The 20,367-nt window shown below is 56.5% G+C and carries 16 protein-coding genes and 1 pseudogene; 3 read left to right on the forward strand and 14 right to left on the reverse strand.

Annotated elements, in window-relative coordinates:
* Window positions 1-26: 26 nt before the first annotated feature.
* The 3 genes from P9236_RS17720 to P9236_RS17730 all read right to left on the reverse strand — a co-directional run bounded on the left by P9236_RS17720 (window position 27) and on the right by P9236_RS17730 (window position 3,826).
* Window positions 27-2,009 (reverse strand): argininosuccinate synthase-related protein, encoded by a 1,983-nt coding sequence (locus tag P9236_RS17720; protein WP_063169298.1) that lies wholly within the window; start codon window positions 2,007-2,009, stop codon window positions 27-29.
* Window positions 2,006-2,950 (reverse strand): DMT family transporter, encoded by a 945-nt coding sequence (locus tag P9236_RS17725; RefSeq protein ID WP_082826572.1) that lies wholly within the window; start codon window positions 2,948-2,950, stop codon window positions 2,006-2,008. Before P9236_RS17725 ends, P9236_RS17720 begins: the two co-directional genes overlap by 4 nt.
* Before the next feature lie 657 nt (window positions 2,951-3,607).
* Complete coding sequence (locus P9236_RS17730; RefSeq protein ID WP_029354714.1) at window positions 3,608-3,826, reverse strand: helix-turn-helix transcriptional regulator; 219 nt, start codon at window positions 3,824-3,826, stop codon at window positions 3,608-3,610.
* Window positions 3,827-3,935: 109 nt separating this feature from the next.
* Here P9236_RS17730 and P9236_RS17735 point away from each other — a divergent pair, with 109 nt between their 5' ends.
* Window positions 3,936-4,202, forward strand: coding sequence for a DUF2285 domain-containing protein (locus P9236_RS17735; protein WP_063169299.1), 267 nt, complete (start codon window positions 3,936-3,938; stop codon window positions 4,200-4,202).
* 438 nt (window positions 4,203-4,640) lie between these two features.
* Here P9236_RS17735 and P9236_RS17740 read toward each other — a convergent pair whose 3' ends face one another.
* Complete coding sequence (locus P9236_RS17740) at window positions 4,641-4,874, reverse strand: helix-turn-helix transcriptional regulator (protein WP_082826573.1); 234 nt, start codon at window positions 4,872-4,874, stop codon at window positions 4,641-4,643.
* A gap of 115 nt (window positions 4,875-4,989) precedes the next feature.
* Between P9236_RS17740 and P9236_RS17745 the strand changes: the two genes are divergently transcribed.
* Both P9236_RS17745 and P9236_RS17750 read left to right on the forward strand, forming a co-directional pair.
* Entirely contained in the window at window positions 4,990-5,271 is a 282-nt protein-coding gene (locus tag P9236_RS17745; protein ID WP_063169301.1) for a DUF2285 domain-containing protein, read from the forward strand.
* Between the two features lie 438 nt (window positions 5,272-5,709).
* Complete coding sequence (locus P9236_RS17750; protein ID WP_063169302.1) at window positions 5,710-6,666, forward strand: IS481 family transposase; 957 nt, start codon at window positions 5,710-5,712, stop codon at window positions 6,664-6,666.
* Between the two features lie 175 nt (window positions 6,667-6,841).
* Here the strand turns inward: P9236_RS17750 and P9236_RS17755 are convergent, their stop codons facing one another.
* The 10 genes and pseudogenes from P9236_RS17755 to P9236_RS17800 all read right to left on the reverse strand — a co-directional run bounded on the left by P9236_RS17755 (window position 6,842) and on the right by P9236_RS17800 (window position 19,394).
* Complete coding sequence (locus P9236_RS17755; RefSeq protein WP_082826574.1) at window positions 6,842-7,579, reverse strand: LuxR family transcriptional regulator; 738 nt, start codon at window positions 7,577-7,579, stop codon at window positions 6,842-6,844.
* Window positions 7,580-8,449: 870 nt separating this feature from the next.
* A complete protein-coding gene (locus tag P9236_RS17760; protein WP_063169303.1) occupies window positions 8,450-9,856 on the reverse strand; it encodes an aminotransferase in 1,407 nt (468 codons plus the stop codon).
* A gap of 190 nt (window positions 9,857-10,046) precedes the next feature.
* A pseudogene (locus P9236_RS17765) lies at window positions 10,047-10,467 on the reverse strand (transposase); the annotation flags it as partial.
* Window positions 10,468-10,950: 483 nt separating this feature from the next.
* Window positions 10,951-11,457 carry a TIR domain-containing protein gene (locus P9236_RS17770; protein ID WP_063169304.1) on the reverse strand — a complete coding sequence of 169 codons (507 nt, stop codon included), beginning with the start codon at window positions 11,455-11,457 and terminating at the stop codon, window positions 10,951-10,953.
* A gap of 9 nt (window positions 11,458-11,466) precedes the next feature.
* Complete coding sequence (locus P9236_RS17775) at window positions 11,467-12,327, reverse strand: DUF4231 domain-containing protein (RefSeq protein ID WP_063169305.1); 861 nt, start codon at window positions 12,325-12,327, stop codon at window positions 11,467-11,469.
* A gap of 1,402 nt (window positions 12,328-13,729) precedes the next feature.
* Entirely contained in the window at window positions 13,730-14,227 is a 498-nt protein-coding gene (locus tag P9236_RS17780) for an Lrp/AsnC family transcriptional regulator (protein WP_063169306.1), read from the reverse strand.
* Window positions 14,228-14,720: 493 nt separating this feature from the next.
* Entirely contained in the window at window positions 14,721-16,244 is a 1,524-nt protein-coding gene (locus P9236_RS17785; protein ID WP_063169307.1) for a fumarate hydratase, read from the reverse strand.
* A gap of 27 nt (window positions 16,245-16,271) precedes the next feature.
* Window positions 16,272-17,705 carry an NAD-dependent succinate-semialdehyde dehydrogenase gene (locus P9236_RS17790; RefSeq protein WP_063170369.1) on the reverse strand — a complete coding sequence of 478 codons (1,434 nt, stop codon included), beginning with the start codon at window positions 17,703-17,705 and terminating at the stop codon, window positions 16,272-16,274.
* 193 nt (window positions 17,706-17,898) lie between these two features.
* On the reverse strand, window positions 17,899-18,825 hold the full coding sequence (locus P9236_RS17795) for a LysR family transcriptional regulator (RefSeq protein WP_063169308.1): 927 nt from the start codon (window positions 18,823-18,825) through the stop codon (window positions 17,899-17,901).
* A 167-nt stretch (window positions 18,826-18,992) separates the two neighbouring features.
* Window positions 18,993-19,394: a hypothetical protein gene (locus P9236_RS17800; RefSeq protein ID WP_063169309.1), complete on the reverse strand. Its 402-nt coding sequence runs from the start codon at window positions 19,392-19,394 to the stop codon at window positions 18,993-18,995.
* Window positions 19,395-20,367: the final 973 nt, after the last annotated feature.

Here is a 20,367-nt window from a genome sequence, read left to right on the forward strand (position 1 = left end):
TGAAAATGCTCTCGGCGCGCTGGGCGTTATAATTTCTCGAAGGCGATCACAAGGACGTCGCGATAAGCGTACGGCATTTTCAGGTTTTCGGCCACAATCGACGATACATCGTGAAAGGTTTCGCGGTCGTTGCAGATCACAAAATCATTCGGGGAGTTCATTTCGACCTCGCCGAGGAACTCCTTTGAGGCGTCGGTGATCATGCTCATGCCGCCGGTGACGTTGACCCGCCCAATCATATAGCAAGCAATGAAGTCCACCCCGTCCTGGTGAAGGCCCTCGGGTGCCGGTTTGCCATTTACACCATCGCGCGCGACAATCCGGTAGGGATGGATCTTGATATTCCAACGATCATGTCGGGCGGCTTCACATAGAATTCTGCAGAAACCTGTCAGAATCTTTTCTAAGACGGGATGGTCTATAAAGGAGTTTTCAAGGGGCTCGAAGTGGCGCTTGAAGCCGCCATTCAGATGATTGACACTTTTTGATTGTTCGTAGGGGGCGTGGGGTAGGAGCCTAAAGATTCCGTCAGTCGCGTCATATTCAAAAGCGCTATAGCGCCGGTAACGATATGTTCCGCCGTCACGCATGTATTCATCGAGAAGAAGTCGATTCCAATGGTCAGCAAAGTTCTTCCAGGCTGCATCAATTTCGATGCCAAAGCAGGCTTCGGCGCGCTCGCCTTTTGAAAACCACCATCCATTTGTCACCAGACCGTCAGTGCATTGTTGACTGAGGTTGGCCGGCGCCTGGGGTGCGTTGTTTTCCACGGGTGTCTCCCTTTTGGTGACTTGGCGAGGACGGAACGCTTTGGACAACGCTATGTGGGTTGCGGCTTGGTATTCCCAAAGGTCGCGGTCCCTAATGTATCTCGGCGTCCTGGCTCGGATCGACCGAGGTAAAAAGCGTGTGTGATCGACTATGTAGCTGACGCTCCCGCTAACGCCCTCGAGGGCGGATGCAATGGCCCGTTCGCACATCTGGTGAATAGTACTGCCCCATGCACCTGAAACCGCCTCTTGGGACCAGGCTTGCTCAAGCCCTTGCTTCAAAACGATTGATGCCACGTCAAGAGAAGCGGTTTCGAGGTGACGCAGCGCGTCGAAGATAATGGCCGCGGCAGGGGCCTCGCGGACTTCGAGAACCTTTTGGCCGGTTGTGATGTGTTCAAGCCCGACAAAGCGGCCGTGCCCGAATTTGCCGACCGTGTTATTCAGGAACGGGATTGCGTCGACCAATGCAACATCACGGTCATCAATTGACACGAGACTTCCGTCTGCAAACCCGAGTTTGATCTCTACCGGCTGCTCTGCGGGAATGTGGCGCGTCCAAGCAAATGCCTCCTCGGGGATGGAAAAGTTCTCGGGATCTTCCAAAGGCCCCGACTCGAATTCCCGACACCAGAGGTTTTCGTCCGCGCTCCACGTGCGGTCCGCCACAAAAGTCGCTCCACACTTGGACAGGTCGGAGGTCTTCTGTTGTCGGGATATCACAGAGCATTCATACGGACTGCCGAAGTTGCCGGAAAATCCTGAGCGCTTAATGCTATTGTTAAGGCGCGGAAGACTGTTTTGAGAAAGGTTTGCTGTATGAAGAACCAGCCGTGAGTTGATTGACCTAGCATGATTAACAACCAAAGATGCGATTATGGGACGGCTCAACGAACTGCTCAACGGATAGATGCCAAGGTACTTGGCGTGGGCTCGAATGGCTGATTTCACGCCTTGTTCGACAAAGGCATCCCGCCCTTCGAGGCAGACAAAGCGCGCGCCGAACATGGCTGCCGTCCGTTCCAACAAAGGCTGATCGATGCGCGTTCCGACATCCGCTGCGACAGCTTCAATGTTCGCAAAGCCAAGGCTTTGCAGCTTGTAGAGAAGATAGGTGCTGTCGAGACCGCCGCTGAACATGGTTGCAACTGGTGCGGTTCGGTCCGGAAAAGCCTCCAGATCTTCAAAACTCGAAATGCCGCCGATGGCGGGTTTGGTGGAAGCCAAGATGGGGTTCATTTGGATGTCCTGCTCTCAAACCAGATGCCAGCAAACGTCGCAGCGAGGACGAGGCCTGCGCCTATCAAGCTCGGTACTGTCAAAGGCTCATTCAGAAGAAGGTGCGCTAGAACGAAACCAAAAAAAGGTTCTGTTCCCATCAAGAAGCCAACCCGTGTCGGTGTGGATTTTCTCACTGCGGCATTTTGAATGTAGAATGCAGCGAGGGTGCAGAAGAGTGCAAGGAAGGCAACAGCGCCCCAAAACTGAAGGGTGGCCCTCACAACAAGGCCTGAAATTCCGAACTGAGCGACGGCCAAAACGAAAGTAAGTGTTGCCACCGTCGATCCTTGGATGGCCGTCAGGGCTGCAGATGAAATCTGCCGGCCGGCCAGAAGGCGTTTGGTGGAAACGACCATAACCGCTCGCAGAATCGCGGCCCCCAAGACAAGCGCGTCACCCGGGCTGAACCTGCTGATCCCGCCAGTGAGAATGCCGACACCGATGCACGCTATGGCAGCACTTGCCAAAATGCCCGTAGGTGGAAGTCGCCGTGATAGCCCATAGTCGATGCTCGGCGTGAAAATCACACAAAGCGATATGATCAAGGCCGTGTTCATTGCGCTTGTCGATGCAACGCCGTAAGTTTCAGCAATAAAGATGCAAAAAAGTATTGTTCCCAATGCGAAGCCGCGGATGAAATCGCCCCAGGAGACCAATGCGATCTCATGTCTTGCAGCCACTGCCGTAATGATCGTAGTAATCAGGAAGCGATAAAGAACAAGTATCGAAACCGGCGCGTAGAACAGTGCGCCTTTCCCGACCGGATAGCTCGCCCCCCAAACGAATGCGACTCCCAGCAAGGCTAGATCCACCGAGAAAGATGGCGTCCGTGTTTTCCTGACAGGTATTGGAGAACTTTCGAAAACGTCCACCTTCAAAGTTTCCTTTGTGTTAGCCATCCACCCCTGCTGCGAGGGTCAAACAGATCAGGTCGTTCAGCCTCTTGGGCGATCCGTGCCGCGGCGTACTTGTTTTTGGTAACGCAAGTGCCGTGCCGATTCGGAAAACCATTGCTAGACAACAACCTGGTCGCCTTGATAGTTCGGCGGTTCATGTCCATTGTTGTCAGAATGCCGACAATGACTTCAACTGCAGGGATCCTACCGGCAGGGCCTCAAGGCGAACACGCGGCTCCAAGATGCCGACACGATGGCTGGTTCAGCCATGCTTCGACAGTTGCCTGTTTTTTCAGTTCCTTTGCTGTTCGTGCGCTAACCGCAACGCTCCATACTAGTCTCGCGTGGCTGTCCCCGTGGGGTGGGCGGCAGAAAGCGATTAGGCCCGCTGAAAGAGGCGAACCGCATCCGAAGGATCGTAACCAAGAGAAGGACCTGAAGCGAGAGCGAAGGTTGCGGGAGGCCGCGGCGGGCCTAAAAGGCAATGCCGACCGCCCCAGGAAAGGCTGACAAAAACCGCAGCGGCCGACTGTCCAATAGGGTGCGCCGGGCCAGGGCGAGCCAAATGGCAGGGGCTGCCGGGGGACCCTAAGAAAAGCCTGGGTTCACGAGCACCCGGCGCGCGCCATCAGGCGGCCAGCTACTTGGAGGGCGGGTGTATCATGCCTGTTTGTCGGGCCGAACCAGATCCATGTGGCTGACGCCGAGGGCCAATGCCAGTTCATAGATCGTGATAATTGTCGGATTTCTTCGGCCTTTCTCCAAGCCGCTGATGTACTGCTGACTGAACCCGGAAATCTCCGCAAGCTGCTCCTGCGTCAGGCGCTTCCTTTGCCTGATCCTCTGCACATTCCGTCCGACCAACTTGCGCATATCCATGCACGCAAGCCAGCGGATCAGGCGGCTTGAGTTTATCAACTATAATATGTAATCCACATTTAGCAGGCACAGGGCTTCGCGGGTCCATTGGCCGGAGATAGAATTAGCGATGTTGCAGCCCAGATCGAACACGCCGTTCGCCGACGAGGTCCCCTGGTCGGACCGCATTACAGCCTACGACAAGGACCACTTTACAACCTATATGAGGCTCCTGGACGCCTCGGCCGACAACGCCACTGAAGAGGAAATGGCCAAAGTGATCCTCGGCATTGATCCGGCACGCGAACCTGAGCGCGCACGCAACGTTCTTCGCAGTCATCTCGACCGTGCAAACTGGGTGGTGACGAGCGGCTACAAGGATTTGTTCGCCAGTTGACGAAATGGGCGGTGCGGTCGCTTCGCTTCAAGCAACGAAGTCGCGCAACCGCCATGCATCGACGTATCACCACAGCGCGGATGGCCCAGCGCTTCGCTGTCTCATCATTTTGTCCTCCGCTCGCCAATGGCTGCTTCCCAGGAATGGGTGCGGCGGCGAATCATGACAGGAACGGGTCCGCCGTCTGAGCCGCACCGCATCCGAAGGGCCGGATGGACAACCTACTGAAAGCTCACAGCTGGCTAAGGGTTGCGGGACGCCGCGGCGGGCCTAGAAGGATGCGGCGCCACCTGCTGAGAAAGGCACAAAACAGAGCGAATTGCGAGAGTCTAACGACGCGCTAGGAGGCGCAGCGGAATGGTCGAGACGCCAGAGCCAAGAAAATCGGGGCTCGACCCACCGGCACACGGCACGCGCGGTGATGGGCGCGGGCGCCCACTACGTGCGCAGGCTCAACAGAATCTCACACGGATCAGCATCGAGGGCCGCAGTTACGTCGAGAAACTCAATGACATCGAGACGCCGTTCGCCACCCTCATATTTCGCCACGAAAGATTGCGGACGACCAAGCTTCTCAGCCACCTGCGCCTGCGTCAGCCCTTTGACATTGCGCAGTGAGATCAACTGGGCCAGAAACCGCTGGTGGCGGGGAGATCGAAGAGATTTGGGCATTTAGGTGAACCGGCAGGTAGAGACCGGCTCAGCGACTAATCCCCGTTTCGGATTATCCCATTTTGGGATATTCTGCCTTGGATCCAGCGATCAACATGCGAGGTTCGCGGCAGACATGAATCAATCAACGGGAACAGATAGGACTCAAAGCTCAACACTGCTCGACGAAGTCCCTTGGTCTGACCGTCTTACCGCCTACGACAGGGCGCACTTTACCATCTATATGAGGCTCCTGGACGCCTCAGCCGATGAGGCGCCCGAAGAGGAAATGGCCCAACTGATCCTCGGCATTGATCCGGCACTTGAACCGGAGCGCGCCAGGAAGGCGCTTCGTAGTCATCTCGACCGTGCGAACTGGATGGTGACGAGCGGCTACAAGGAATTGTTCGCCAGCTGACAAATTCGCAGTGCTCGGTCATAGAAGCGTTCCTGTGCCATTGGTCAGGCTGATCGGGGCCTGCACCACAGACGCGCCGGCAAAATGGACCCGGTGGCGAGCACAATTCAGTTCCCAGGAAATCGGGGTTTGGCAACTGTCCGAGCGTCTGACGTGATAGAAGGTTCCGCTCTGTCTGGATGGGTATTAGCCCGGAGCAGCACTCCATATCGTACCGGCGCTCGACGAAGGGTCCACCTCTTCGCTTTCAAGCCGCATAACCGATAGCCATCGCCCTAAGTCAAGGGTTAGAGATTACCGGCAGGCAGGTATGCAAGCGGGCCATCCTCGGAAACTATATAACCGCACGACTAGCTGTGAGCTTTCGGGAGGTTGTCCATTCGGACCGGACCGGGGAGACTGGAGTTACCAAGCTTCAGCACTCACCGGAGGGTCCGAATGAACATCCATAAGAATGCCCGTCTCACACCGCTGCGTCGAGAGGAGATGGCGCTGTCGGTGATAGAAGGCGCTTTCTCCAAAGCCCATGCGGCGCGTGTCTACGGCGTGTCGGCCAAGATCGTGGCGCGCTGGGTCGAGCGCTACAAGTCCGAAGGGCGGGCCGGCATGATCGACCGTTCCTCGCGGCCCGCCAATATGCCGCAGGCCACCGCTGCGTTGATCGCCGAGCGCATCATGGCGCTGCGGCGGCAACGTTGGACCGGCAAGCACATCGCCCATGAGGTCGGCGTCTCGCCCGCCACCGTTAGCCGGGTTCTCAAGCGTGCCGGACTGTCGCGGTTGCGGGATATCGAACCGGCCGAGCCGATCCGACGCTACGAGCGCGAGCATCCTGGCGAGATGATCCATATCGATATCAAGAAGCTCGGTCGTTTCGAGCGCATCGGTCATCGCATTACCGGCAAGCGCACCGGCAATGCCAGCTCGCGCGGCAGCAGTTGGGAGTTCGTCCATGTCTGCATCGACGACGCCTCCCGCATCGCCTTCTCGCAGATCCTGCCCGACGAGAAAAAAGAAAGCGCCATCGCCTTCCTCAAGGCGGCGGTGGCCTACTACGCCAGCCTCGGCGTCACGATAGCCCGCGTCATGACCGACAACGGCTCCTGCTACAGATCAAAGGCCTTCGCCAAGGCCTGCCGCGATCTCGGCCTCAAGCACGTCAGGACAAGACCCTATACACCCAAGACCAATGGCAAGGCCGAGCGCTTCATCCAGACAGCACTGCGCGAATGGGCTTATGCCATCGCTTATCCGACTTCAGATCACCGCGCCGCAGAGTTGCCGGTCTGGCTGCACAGATACAATTGGCACCGTCCCCACGGGAGCCTAAAGTCCAAAACACCTATCAGTCGCCTCGCTCTAACCGAGGACAACCTGTTGAGGCTCCACAACTAGCTCGTCAGCGACGACACACCCGCTCGAGCACCCATAGACTATGATCACCGGCGCGGACTGGAAGAATACGGCTGCATCGCCCGAGCCGGCGGAACAGAAGATCTCGGCATCCAGTCAACGCTCGATACAAAGCGCGCGATCGAATGGCCCGAGCACAAGGGGATCAAAAAGCTTCTCAGACAATTGAGGACCCTTCGGACCCCAAAAGGGCTATAGCCTGATTTTGGGTTCGCACGCCTAGCTTCTTCTTGGCATTGTCCAAATGAAAAGCGATCGTGCGTGGCTTGATACCCAAGATGCGGCCGGTCACCCAGGCTGAATTACCCCGCGCTGCCCACCTCAGGCACTCATATTCGCGGGATGTCAGCGAAACCCCATCCACTGTTCGATCGCTCGGCAATTTGCGGCGAACGCAACGATGAAAGCAGGCCGCCATCAGTTGAAGAGCTTGTTCGTACCGCTCAGCGACCCGAAGAAATACTGGACGAGGCTCATCGGCGGCAAAAGTAACCGCAGCGATGCGGCCGCGGAGATCGACAATTGGGATCGTCAAACCGCAGCAGATGCTGAATTGAGCCGCCTCATCGAATAGCTGCTGTTGAGCCGGCGACATTTTATCGCCTCCCAAATTCGATCCCCAGTGAAACGGGCAGCCGCCATTTCGAGCACGCAAGACCACAGGATCGAGTTTCTCATACTGATTTTCCAGATACTGTCTGGTCCAGCGGGGTGGATAGTTTGAAATTAACCTCGGTTTGCCGGAAGGCCGTGCTGGCAAGGAGAGGTAGGCAAAGAAGATTAGGTCAAGTCGTCCGGCCGCCTCAGCCATGGCATCCCGGAAATCTGCCTCATCGATACTCTGTGACAGTCTTTCAAGGAATGTCTCGAAAACAAGTGGCATGTGCCTCGTCATCGTCGCGCTCGATTCTTCCTCTTTCTGCACGCCTTCCGGCTGCGTCGTGTATGTCCCGACAAACGTGATTGAATTCGCGGGCGTCGCTGGGCTGACCGGGCTCCAGAATGCTGCCACACTTTCGATCTTCGTCGGTCATCCCAATCATGCTGGGCTCACCCGATGGGCGTCTGGCAGACGCCTCATGATCTCAACAGCTCAATCAGAGAATCTCCATGCATTAAATCATGACCGCCCCTGCACCGACCAAATCAGGAGAAATCATCCTGCGCTGACCAAAAGCCATCATTGACCCCAGCTTTTGCAGGAATTTGGGTCGGCATTAGCATAACAATTCGGATAGCCGCTCATCCCCCACCCGGGGCGCCGTGATCCGCAAAGAAGTGTTGCGATGCTTTCTTTTCTTTGATAGGCAAATCGTCTCAACAATATTAAAATGCCTTTCCTTGTGAACGGGGTGGCGTGTGAGTATCGTCCTTCTATATACCTGACGTGATAAAATTCACCGCAATGATTATGGCCCGCTGCAATGATGTAAAGGGCACGTCTAAGCTCAATCTGCATCGGAACGTGCAGATGACCTTTACCAGACCCTCGATCCCGCACGGGCCATAATGATACTGATTACGTGGGTCAAAAAGGGCGCCCTGCCGGCGGGGAGGTACACCCGCAGGGCGCGCCGCACAGAGGTCCTGGTCGTTGGGCAACAGGACAGCGGCGGCAGAACTGATTCGGTTACAAATCGTGACTGAAATAGCCCGGAGCATGCTCAAGATCAGATATCTGGAATTCAACAGTTTTGGGTCTGCTCGGCGCAGTAGCGCGCAGGGACATGCCTGCCTCCGGACTCGCTCCTTCGCGATCGCAAAATCATACGGCACCCTCGGCCTTCAGCGCGCGATAGGTGGTATCGACCGACTTTACCGTCGCGTCGACAATGATGTCGATCTCTTTTCGGGTAATGATCAGGGGGGGGGCATAACCGAGGATGTCGCCATGCGGCATGGCCCGTCCGATGACACCATTCTCAAACAGAGCAGCTGCAGTGCGCACCCCGACCTGAAGGTCGGGTTCGAATGGTATCCTTTGTTTTGGGTCCCGCATCATCTCTACGGCCGACAGGATACCCACTCCGCGAACTTCACCAACGATGGGATGTCCCGCCAGCTCGGCCTTCATCCGGTCTTGCCAATACGGTCCAACATCGCGGACATGCTCCAGAATATTTTTTTCTTTAAGCAGTCGAATATTGGCGAGCGCGGCTGCGGCACAAAGCGTGTGCCCCGAATATGTCCAGCCGTGGCCGAGTGCGCCGTGCTTCTCAGTTCCTTGTTCCAAAACCGACCAGACACGGTCGCCAATGATTGACCCGGAGATGGGGAGGTAGGCGGAACTCAAACCCTTTGCGATGGTCACGAAATCCGGACGCATGTTATACAGGTGGGAACCGAACTTCTCGCCGGTTCGCGCGAAGCCACAGACCACTTCATCCGCGATTAGAAGGATATCGTATTTGTCGAGCACCGCTTGAATGGACGTCCAGTACCCTTTGGGGGGCGGCACAATACCTCCTGTCCCAAGTACCGGCTCTCCGATAAAAGCTGCAACCGTTTCCGGTCCTTCGGCCAGGATCAAGGCTTCAAGCTCATCGGCACAGCGCCGGGAGAACGCTTCCTCGCTCTCCTCGACACGCGCCTGGCGGTAATAGTGCGGCGTGGTTGTATGGCGCACCAAATCCAGAGGCAGGTCGAAGAAATTGTGAAAGAAGGGAAGGCCAGTTAGGCTACCCGTGACCAATCCAGACCCGTGATAGCCGCGATTTCGCGAGATGATCTTTTTCTTTTCGGGCCGGCCAAGAATGTTATTATAGTACCAGACCAGCTTGATGTTGGTTTCGTTGGCATCGGAACCGGAGAGGCCGAAATAGACCCTTCGCATGTTCTGACCGAAATACTCGACCACGGCCTCTGCCAACAGGGCGACCGGCTCCGTACCTTGGCTGGCATAGACGTGCGCGAACGGCAATTCGTGTGCTTGCCTGGCAATGGCCTCGGCGATCTCCGTGCATCCATATCCCATGTTGACGCAGTAGAGTCCTCCGAAACCGTCGAGGCTCCTTCGGCCTTCGGTGTCCCAGATATAGACGCCTTCCGCACCGGCCATAATCCTATTTGGCGTTTCGCCTCGGCTGTGCTTGGCCAGATGCGTAGAAGGATGGAAGACGAAGCTTCTATCCTTCTCCCGGAGTTGCTCGGTTCCCAGATTGCTCAAGCGCATGTCCCTCTCCTCGCGATAAATTGGCGGAGGGCACTCGGCCAGCCACCTGTTTAGCAAATAGCATACCGGAAACGTCCCTTGAGTTTCTCGGGAATGCAGGTTATTCGCCGTGAAATTCGCGGGATCGGCCCGAATTGCCGTGAAAACTAAGGCGTCACCTTCGCCTTAGCCGAGGGTCGGGGGCGCGTCCTGCAAACACGAACAGCTTACGACGCGCATGCGCCCAGCATAGTGCCCGATTAGCGGGCGATATTGACGGATGAATAGCGCTCGGGACGCTGTTCCCGCCGGCCGCGCGAGGCACGATAGAGCGCCGGCGGCCATGTTCCGCCGAACTGCCGGTCATCCCTTACATTCTGACGGTCCGGATCGGTCTTGCCCTTCCCAAGGGTGGTAATGAGGTGATCAGGGGCAAAGCACATTCGCCTCGATCAGCAGGCAGCGGGTTCCGTGCCGCGGCACAGGCTCCAACCTGGTTGGCCAGCGCTGAGAGGCTGAGGTCGTGCCCTCGCGCATATTGATAGCTTTGGCGGTGCGGCGGCTGGTGCTCGGCAGACTTCTCGAAGGAGCATAGCCAGAAGGTTCGGCCCGGCAAAGACGCGCGGCGAGAGCTCCTTGCCATTGACATCTTGATTCGCAGCCGACCAGCGCCGCCAAGTTCTATCGTCAGCGTGTTGCCTTTCTTGCGATCGCAAATTCGTGGTTGCTGCGCAGGGCGAGCCGAGCTGCGGCTCGCAGGAGGGGGCGAGCCGACAGAATTGCGCGGCCTGAAAAGCTGCCTCCATCAATGCTGGCCGCTCGTGCAGTCTCGAAACGCTGGATCAAGCCTCAAACATCGAACAGCCGCTCCTTTTCCTCGCGAAACCAGCGCCCTCGCGCGACATGATCTTGTCTGACGATCCGACGCTTCGAGCGGGGCTCCTCTAATAGGTTGCACATGACCTGCAGCTTTCAGCCAAACTCAGCAAATCGGACGTCGTGCTCTTCTTATCATCGCTCGGCAAGCTCGGAACACGCTGGCGGACGTTGCTAAGGCTAGTCGCCGCCAGCGGATGGCGAGGATGTTTGGGCGGCTAAGTGCTTTTAGGTGGCGATTATAAGCCGAGATCGCGATAGGTGCTTTCGCCATAGCTCCTGGCGCCATCGCCACGCTGAGCGTTTGAAAGCCGATGAAATTCGCTCGGCCAATTGGCTAGCGCGTGCTTGATGGCCTTCATCTTGAACGGCACGTGCACAACACATTTGTCCCTGATGATAGGCGGACAGCTCACATCTTGTTGCCGCGAGCCGTTAAGGTTTGCTGCGATTATCGGCAGACCTAGATCAAGAGCCAATTCCATTTCCCAGCGCACGAAGCGAAAAAGGTTTTTCGTCTTCTCACCGATCAGGACAAGTACCTGGCTCGATCCATTCATTCTGTTGCGAAGATTGCGTTTAACATAATCTTCGTCCTGTGCTCGGCTCGTCATATTGTCCAGATCGTGAGCGTTCGCGAATTCAAAACTCACATTCTCGCTGGCGTTCCACCCTTTCATAAAGCGGTATGCCCAAGCGTCTTCATCGCCGTCAAATATTACATAGGTCGGATCGCTGTATGCCATTGTTGTCTCTTAGTTGTTTTGACGAGCAACCCACTGGGTGTGCTCCCGTGAGAAAGCCAGTTCGGCTTCGTTCACCGCGGCGGAGAATGCCTCATCCGAGTTGGCGTCCGTAATAAGGTCGGCAGTCAAGCCGATCTCGTGAGCTGTCAACGTGTAAGCCGATGCCAATTCGTTAAATTTCTTGATCTGGGTCCACCCAATAAGGGAGGCGGCGATGACAATTAGCGGCTCGGTCGGCCAGCCTGGCATCGCGGGGTCAGCGATGCGTACTACGATGAACGAGAATCCCAGAGCGTATGCAAAAATACCAAGGCCCATCCAGACTTTCGCGGACCTCTTGTTCGAGCGCGCCTTCTTCTCGTACCACTTCCGTTGGTCGCAGATTCGTCTCTGCAGATATAGGTCTTTTCTTTCTTTTAGCGGGGAGTCCCTTATCGACATCATCTGGTCGGTTGTTTGGGGGGATGCTGAATCGGTGCCGCTCAACGCGCTACCAAGGTGACGATTGCTATCAAGGATACCTTCCATGAGCTTTCGAAAATCAGCTCTGGCGTCAGCGGCGCGCGCGTCATCGAACGGCTGTGCTCGCATCGCGAAGCGCCAAGTCAATGTCTTCACCGACTCTGCCAGAGCTCGAGCCTGATACCAGACCTGCTCGGGCTTTGTGACCGACCGGAAAATGAGGACTCCCATTGAGCAAAGAAATACCGCAGCATAGACACCGAAATAGGCTTTTGATGGCGACAAGTCCAAAGAGAGCACCGACGCTAAAAAAAGAAGAACGTACTCTGCCCGGATCAGGCGCAGAAACGTCGCCTGCTGCTCGTTGGATGCCACGTCGGCGCTATTATAGAGTCCAGGATATTTCATTTTTGAAGCACACCAGTCTATTTTGTGGCGGTAAATTCTTTAAGCCAGGATTTGGCAAACGTGAGGTTAGCAGTCGAGCTTACAGAGCCTATTCTTGAGCGAGGCGCGGTCCCTCTGTTCATAAACAGGAATGCAGGTCCTGTCCCATCAATGTAAGGGTATAGGCCCAAAAATTCTTGCCCGGAGAATGTTTCCGAAGAATTTTTTGCCACGGGCAGAACCGCTACCGCGGTCCGAAACCCATCGAAAAAGCCAAGCTCCCAAGGCATCCATCTGGATCCTGGAGAATTGTTTGAATGCACATAGATTAGCGTCTTTGACTGCCTCATACGGGTCCGCAGCAACTCGGCGGTGGCCGAGGAGACTTTTGTGCGGTCCAGTTGTGAATCTTCGACCCAATCTACGTAAGCAGTGAACCCAAGCTCCTCGAAAATTCGCTTCACACCGAGAACGATCTCTGCGTCCTTGAAAGAATGTGACAGAAAAACGTCGAATGACGATCTGGCTGTAGCTGCGGCCGTCTCTTCCTTTAGAACGATCGATGCGGCTCTATGTCCTCGACTGGCATTCGCAACTCTTTTCAGCTCTGCCTCGGTCAGTAGCACTATTCAAATCCCCCCATGATCTGTTCGCAATCTATGAACTTGACGCCCATTCGATTAAGCGACCCTTGTCTTGTGAAAACTGGCACCATGCTCTCCAGCCGGTAGCGCAACCTCCACCTTCTCAAAGACCACGTCGGGTGGCAGGAGTGACCGGCCTTGTCACCCACCTACGCGATCCCGGCACAGCCATGCTCCTCGCTTAGAAGGCTGCGGAGACCAGCAATGTCAAACAGGACAGACGATCTCCTAATCTCGAACAGCAACGAACTTAGGACGTAAAAACGCGATCTCCGAATGTCCGCAGGCGTCGAGGGCCGGGTTGGTCGCCAAGGCCGAGCGGGCCAGCTTGCACTCCCGCTACCCGTCGGCTTGCCAAACCCTCGCTGTAGATTTCGCCCCCTACACGGATGCGCTGACCGCGACTAAGCTCAATCGCCACTGATCGCCAATCCAGGGCGAAAGTTCCCCCCTTGAAGTAGCGGTAGAGGCATTTTTCGGCACTTCGCATCTTAGATATGGACGCCTCCTCAACCAGGCACGATCCGGTTTGGCTTCTCGCCGTAACCGTGCTGGGCAAGTGCGTCCGATGGCTGCTTCGATCCTCTCCTGGAATAGATCGGTTCCAGATTGCTCAAGCGCATCGTCCTTGCTCGCGATCAACTGGCGGATAGCGCTCGGCCACCTTTTTCCAGCAATTAGTATACCGCAAATGTCCCTTGAGTTTCGTCGGAATGGGTGCCTTTTGCCGACGAATCTACGGGATCCGTGCCAAACGCCGTTGAAACTTAGCTTTTGGGTTACCGTTGCCTCAGGGCGGACAAAGGTATCGGTGAATTGGACTTCACTGGTTTCGTGACGACAAGGCTATAGTATTGATCAATCCCCAAGCCTGCCTGCAGCAGTCCCTCCATGAAATCCTGATAGGCGGCCATAGAACGAGATGCGACCCGCATCAGATAATCCACGCGCCCCCCAATTGCCCAGCAGTCCAGGATTTCCGGAATGTCTTGGATAGCAGTTTCGAAGTGTCGTTGGTCCTCAAGACGATGACGATCCAGCACGACCTCCACCATCACAAAGATCATGCCGCCGATGAGGGCAGGACTCAGCCGCGCATAAAATCCCTCAATAATCCCCGCGGCCTTGAGTGCTCGGAGCCGCTCCGAACAGGCGGACGCCGAAAGATGAACTCGTTTTGCAAGCTCACTTTTTGAAATCCGACCGTCTGCCTGAATTTCGGAGAGGATCCGCAGGTCCCAACTGTCGAGTTGCACGGGATCGGGTTTCGACTTCATAACCTATGCTCTCAGCGATGACATCGCGTTGTGTGCCGATCAATTCTATCATCAATTGAAACGAGCGAATGTAGCAGTGGAAGGCATCCGTTCCAGGCCCGAGATGTGCCAGAATGGGGTACGAAAATCAGCTGAGGGTGAGCGATCCGCTGAGAAAAGCTGCAGAAGTAATTTGGCTATCGCCCCAACGCCCAACGGGGCAATGGTGCAGCTGGAGAGAATAGTCGGCGGCGGCGGAGACCATGATAAATAGATAACCGATTTTCTTGAATCTCGCTGCCGTACTTGATAGACGCGCGACTGCATTCGACCCTCGATCGCATGGACGGCATACTCAATGCAGTATTCACTCGCACATTCAACTATTAGGGTGAATTGAAGGCCTTGCTTGGCCGGCTCGCCGAGGCGCAGGGCACCGCAAATGCCGCTCGTCTTATGGCTTGCCCGATAATTTGGCGCTCGGGTCTGGCCGAAATCGCCCAACCGGAAAGACTCAAACACCGATGTTGCGTGCGATGCTGTCGGCTGCCATACGCTTACGCCACTCAAGAGGCCCGGAATTGTGAATGGAGTTTCCCTCAACATCGACAGCCATGACGACGGGCATGTCCTGCACATCGAATTCATAGATGGCTTCCATGCCCAGGTCTTCAAAGGCGACAATCCGCGCCGCCTTAATCGACTTTGAAATCAGGTACGCAGCGCCACCCACTGCAGCAAGGTATGGCGTTCTGTGTCTTACAATCGACGCGATGGCCGCCGGTCCCCTCTCCGCTTTGCCCACCATCGCGAAAAGGCCGGTTTCGGCGAGCACCTTGTCCGTAAAATCGTCCAAGCGGCTGGAGGTTGTTGGACCGGCGGGTCCAACGACTTCATTCCTCACTGCCCGGACGGGACCGACGTAGTAGATCACGCGGCCCCTCAGATCGACTGGGAGCGGCTTGCCGGCATCAATCAGTTCGACCATTCGTTTGTGGGCAGCGTCACGGCCCGTCAGCATCTTTCCAGAAAGCAGGAGCGTTTCACCGCAGCGCCACGATGCCGTCTCTTCCTTCGTAAGCGTATCTAAATTGACCCGCCGGACGCCGGCTGGGTTCAATTCGTCGGCTCCGATGTCGGGCCATTCGCGCAAATCGGGCGGCTGGAGGCTGATGGGTCCAGAGCCGTCCAAAGTAAACTTCAGGTGCCGGTTGGCGGCGCATTGCGGGATGAGCGCCACAGGCTTGGACGCTGCATGAGTAGGATAGGTCGCAACCTTGACGTCAACGACTGTCGTCAGACCACCAAGGCCTTGGGCGCCGATACCAAGCGCGTTGATCCGCTCATAAAGCTCAATCCGCAGCCCCTCTTCTGCGCTTGACGCCCCCCTTGCGATCAGTTCCGCCATATCTATGGGCTCGTTCATGGCCTCCTTGGCCAGCAGCATCGCCTTTTCAGCGCTACCACCGATGCCGACAGAGATCAGTCCAGGTGGACACCACCCGCTGCCAAGGGTCGAAACGGTATTGACCACCCAGTCGGAAACGGAGGCGGTGGGATTGAGGGTGGTAAAACGTGCCTTGTTCTCCGACCCGCCGCCTTTCGCGGCGATGGTGATCTCAATCTGGTTACCTTGCACCAGGTCGACATGGACAACTGCCGGTGTGTTGTCGCGGGTGTTGACCCGTCTAGCGAGGGGATCCGCAACGATCGATGCCCGAAGGGGATTGTCCGGATCGAGATAGGCTTGACGTACGCCCTCATTCACAAGATCCGCGAAACTGGCTGTTGACTTAATGCGGGCATCCATGCCGACCTTTGCGAAGACAACCACAAGTCCGGTGTCCTGACAAATCGGGCGCCGCCCAAAGGCCGCCATGCGGGAGTTCAGCAGAATCTGACCTATGGCATTCTTCGCCGACGGGCTCTGTTCTCGCGTGTATGCGTGAGAAAGAGACCGGATATAATCTGGAGGATGATAGTACGAGATGTACTGAAGGGCGTCGGCGACGCTCCTTGTGATGTCGCTACCGGCCATGGTCCGTGTTCTGTTTCCCACCGGATTTTATCCAAATGAACCGAGGCCATTGACCATTTTCAGAATCTGGAAGCTTCGCACCCCCTGCTCGCCGCCTTCATATCCATAGCCGCTTTGTTTGACTCCTCCATAAGGGGCATCAGCGGAAACCCCTTTCAGGTAATTCACACTAACAGCGCCCGCAGAAAGACCGCCCACAAGCCTCTGTTGCGTATCGGCCGCGCCAGTAAACAAGTAGGCGGCCAGACCGTACTCCGTGGCGTTGGCTTCATCGATCGCCTCTTCGATCGTATCGAAAGGAGCCACGGTGAGAATTGGTCCGAACGGCTCTTCATGAAGCACTCTCGCTTCCTTCGGTACGCCAGTCAGGATGGTTGGCGGCCAGTAAAACCCCGGTCGGTCAAGGGGGATGCCACCGGTCTCGATTTGGGCGCCGCCCTCTACCGCATCTTTGGTCAGGCGTTGCATGGCCTCGATTCGCCGCGCGTTTGCCATGGGACCCATCTGCGTTGCAGGGTCATCCGGTGGACCGATCCTGATTTTTCGGACCGCCTCCGTCATCCGGAACAGGAATTCCTCATAGCGGGATCGGGCGACAAGAATCCTGCTGGGCGCATTACAACTCTGGCCCGCGCACTCGAATTTGTATTCCGAAATAGCCGGTATCGCCGTTGCCAGGTCGGCATCTTCGCACACAATAACCGGGGAATGTCCACCGAGCTCAAGGATGCAGCGCTGCAGATTATTCGCGGCCAGTGTGGCCAGCTGTTTCCCAACAGCGGTCGACCCCGTGAACGTCAAGACTTTGACAATTGGCGAACTGAGCAGATGCCGTGATATATGCACAGGAACACCGAACACCAGGTTGACCACGCCTTCCGGTATCCCTGCTTGACGCAAAGATTCCACGACATGGACAGCCACGCTTGGCGTCTCTTCGGCCCCTTTGAGGATCACCGGGCAGCCTGCCGCCAGCGCGGGGGCGAGCTTGCGGGCGATGAGAACGGCTGGATAGTTCCACGGCGTAAAGGCAGCGACGACACCGAGGGCCTCCGGGACGATCATCCTGTTCGGACCCAACGGAATCGGGGTCGACAACTCATCGGCATGCCGGCCATTCCATTCCAGCGTTTCGACTGCGCGCGCGTACTCTCCTGTTGCTTCGGCAATCGTCTTTCCCTGTTCGGACGACAGGTCCCTGGCTGCGGCGCCAGCTTTCTCAGCCAGATTGCTGGCGGCAGAGACGAGGATCTCGCCACGCTCTTTGGCGGGGCGTGAGGACCACGCCTTGCGGCTGCGTTCTGCCGAAGCAAGAGCTTCATCCAAGTCTGGAACCGTAGCCGAGGCCACTGAGGCAAATACCTTCTCCGTCGCCGGGTTGATCACCGGCAAAGTGGCTCGGCTACCACCGGCTCGCCATTTGCCATTAATGAAGAGCTCGTAGCTCCTGGCGTGGGACATCGCGGGCTCCACTTGTGATTCTGGCCATGCGAGCGCCGTTTCAATTTTCGAAGCCGCTGAGCTCGCTTGAGCCAGTTTCATCGCGATGGTCGCAGCGGGTCAAATATCGATTAGTGCCTAAATCCATCTGGAATCCAGATCGATCTGTTCCGACAGGAAGGAAGTCATGCCGTTGTTTACAGATCGATGGTTCTCAGGTCGCGTCAGGAGCCGATGCTACCCAGCCCCGGCTCTCAATCAATTCTCTGGCGACCTTCGGAATGAGCTTGCGGACCGCAGAAACGGCCGCAGAACGCTCATCTTTGGGATTTACAGCAAGCACCACGGAGCGGGTAATTACCGGATCGACTATCTTGACCGTCCGGACCAGCCCTTGAGAGGCTTCTTTCTGAACGGCAGACGGGGCGAGAATAGAATGCGCTTTTCCCTCTACGACCATGTTGATGATCGTTGAGAGCGAGTCCACTTCAAACTTGACGTCCATCGCGCAACCGTGTTGTGCGACGACATCAGCCACCGAACGCCTGACATTGTTGTTGCGCATGGGAACCGCCAGGGGGAATGCATGCAGGTCGGCCAGAGATATCGCATCTTCAAACGGTGGCTCGCCGGACGGAACCACCAGACAAAGGTCTTCGCGCGCTAGCACAGTCATTCGCCCCACACTGTCCGCAGTGCGGTACAGAACCGCCAGATTGAAGCGTCCAGCCGCCATCCATTCCTCTAGCGGTCCCGTCATACCCTCGACCATCTTGAGGGACACCTTGGGCAGTTCGTGTCTTACCGTCTCAAGCAGCGGACCGCTCAGGACGCGAGCAGCTCCAGACGGAATGCCAATAGTCACCTCCCCGGCGGGGGAAGCGGCTGTGTTGGTCAATTCCACCTCGGTAATTCGAATTTCTTTGAGAATCGCCCGCGCCCGCTCCAGGAGTTTGGCTCCTGACGCCGTCACGCTCACGCCGGTCCTGTCGCGTATCAGCAGCTGAGTGCCGAAGCCTTCCTCCAATTGGCGCACATGCAGACTCAGCGCACTCTGGGCGACATTCAGAAAGCCAGCGGCCTTCGTGAAACTGCCTGCTTCGACCACGCCAACAAAGTATCTTAACTGCCTGATTTCCACGGGTACTCTTCCGAGGGCGGACTGCAATGATGTAATCTATCTCGAAATGTGATGGCGCGACAGCAATAATTGCAGAGCGACATGACGCCTAACTGTCGTGTCATCTCAGTGTGGTTTGACCAAAACCGTAACCTATGTGTCCAGAATGGACCCAACCCGCCGAGGCTTCAACCGGCCAACTCGGCGCCCTGATCCATGGAGATGATTTCTCGGACCCTTCGAATAACCGGTAGATCGACCATCTTCCCGTCCAATGTGAACGCGCCTTTGCCTTGCGCCGTCGCATCTTTTTCGCCGCGAGGACACGACGGGTCCCTCGAGTTCTTGTGCGCTTGGTGAAAAGCCCCATCGATGTTTAAATGGATCGCCTGCGGCCCCACGAAGTTATCATTGTCTAAGAATCGCCGATGCTTCCTATCGAGCCGAGACTGCCGCATGGGGAACAGAACGGAAAGGTTCGGCGTCAAAAGCAGGTCGAGTTCTGGGGCACCGCCAACAGCTGCACTGAAGTCTTCAGTACCAAGCGCCATTGCAACCAGCGGCGCTAACAAGATGGGAAAGGAGGTCATTGCTATTGCCGCTGGCGGACTTCGGCCGGCCACCCCATTTCCTCTTCCGAGAGGTGAATTGTCCAACCAACCCTGCTGACTAATGACGAGCATGATCGTATCGTCAACGTGTCACAGAATTGCTTGCAAGCTCACGGCCTCAGCTGGGCCAACGAACATTGAACTCCGTGGACGAAGCCTGGACCCGTCGTCATCCAAGTCAATCCGCGCCTCGATGAGGGGACAGATCCTCAATTGGTTCAGCTGGCTTGCAGTATTGCACCTAGCAGTCACGGCGAGGACTGGGATTTGCGAAGAAGGCATTCTCGCAGTGCGGCCGTACGGTACCTCATTCCTGGCACACTGGATTAGATCGCTGGCGACATTAAGATCAGGTGTGACCGAGGTGAAATTTTATGTCGAAAACCTGAAGGCAGGGCGTCAGGCAGGGCGATTACAGAGATCCTATCGGACATGTCATCGCAGTTTCATCCACCATTGCTCGACCGAGGCGACACTCATCGTCCCATCAACCTAATCCATTGGTCGATCACGCCGTTCACGACCCTTGGCGAAGAAGGAATCAGCAGCCCCTAGGCTCAATTGGAAAGCGGGGCGGGGTCCATACGTATCTTCGTTTCCGGGCACCTCATGCTAATGAAGCCGCGACAACAGGTTGGTTATGCACCCAGGTGCTGGCCAATCCGGCTTGACTGGAAAGTTTCATACCCAGGCCTGGCACAGGCGAGCGTGATGCCGCTCTCGCTATGTTGGACCGCAGACGCCGCGACGGCGCATCGACTGGCGCTGGCGAAGCCTAGGACGCGCCAGTCAAGGACCTGCAAAGAGCAAGATCACGCCGCGCGTTGCCTTCAACGCCCATTTGAGCAGAAAGCAACAAGCCTCGCGTATAGCGATCGATGACCGCACGAAGCGCCATCCGGGCTATGATCTCAGTCAGCACTGCCCTAAGGGGTCAGAGGAGGGTTCGGTC

It is taken from the genome of Mesorhizobium sp. WSM4884, from assembly GCF_029625675.1.
In the GTDB taxonomy this organism is placed as follows: domain Bacteria; phylum Pseudomonadota; class Alphaproteobacteria; order Rhizobiales; family Rhizobiaceae; genus Mesorhizobium.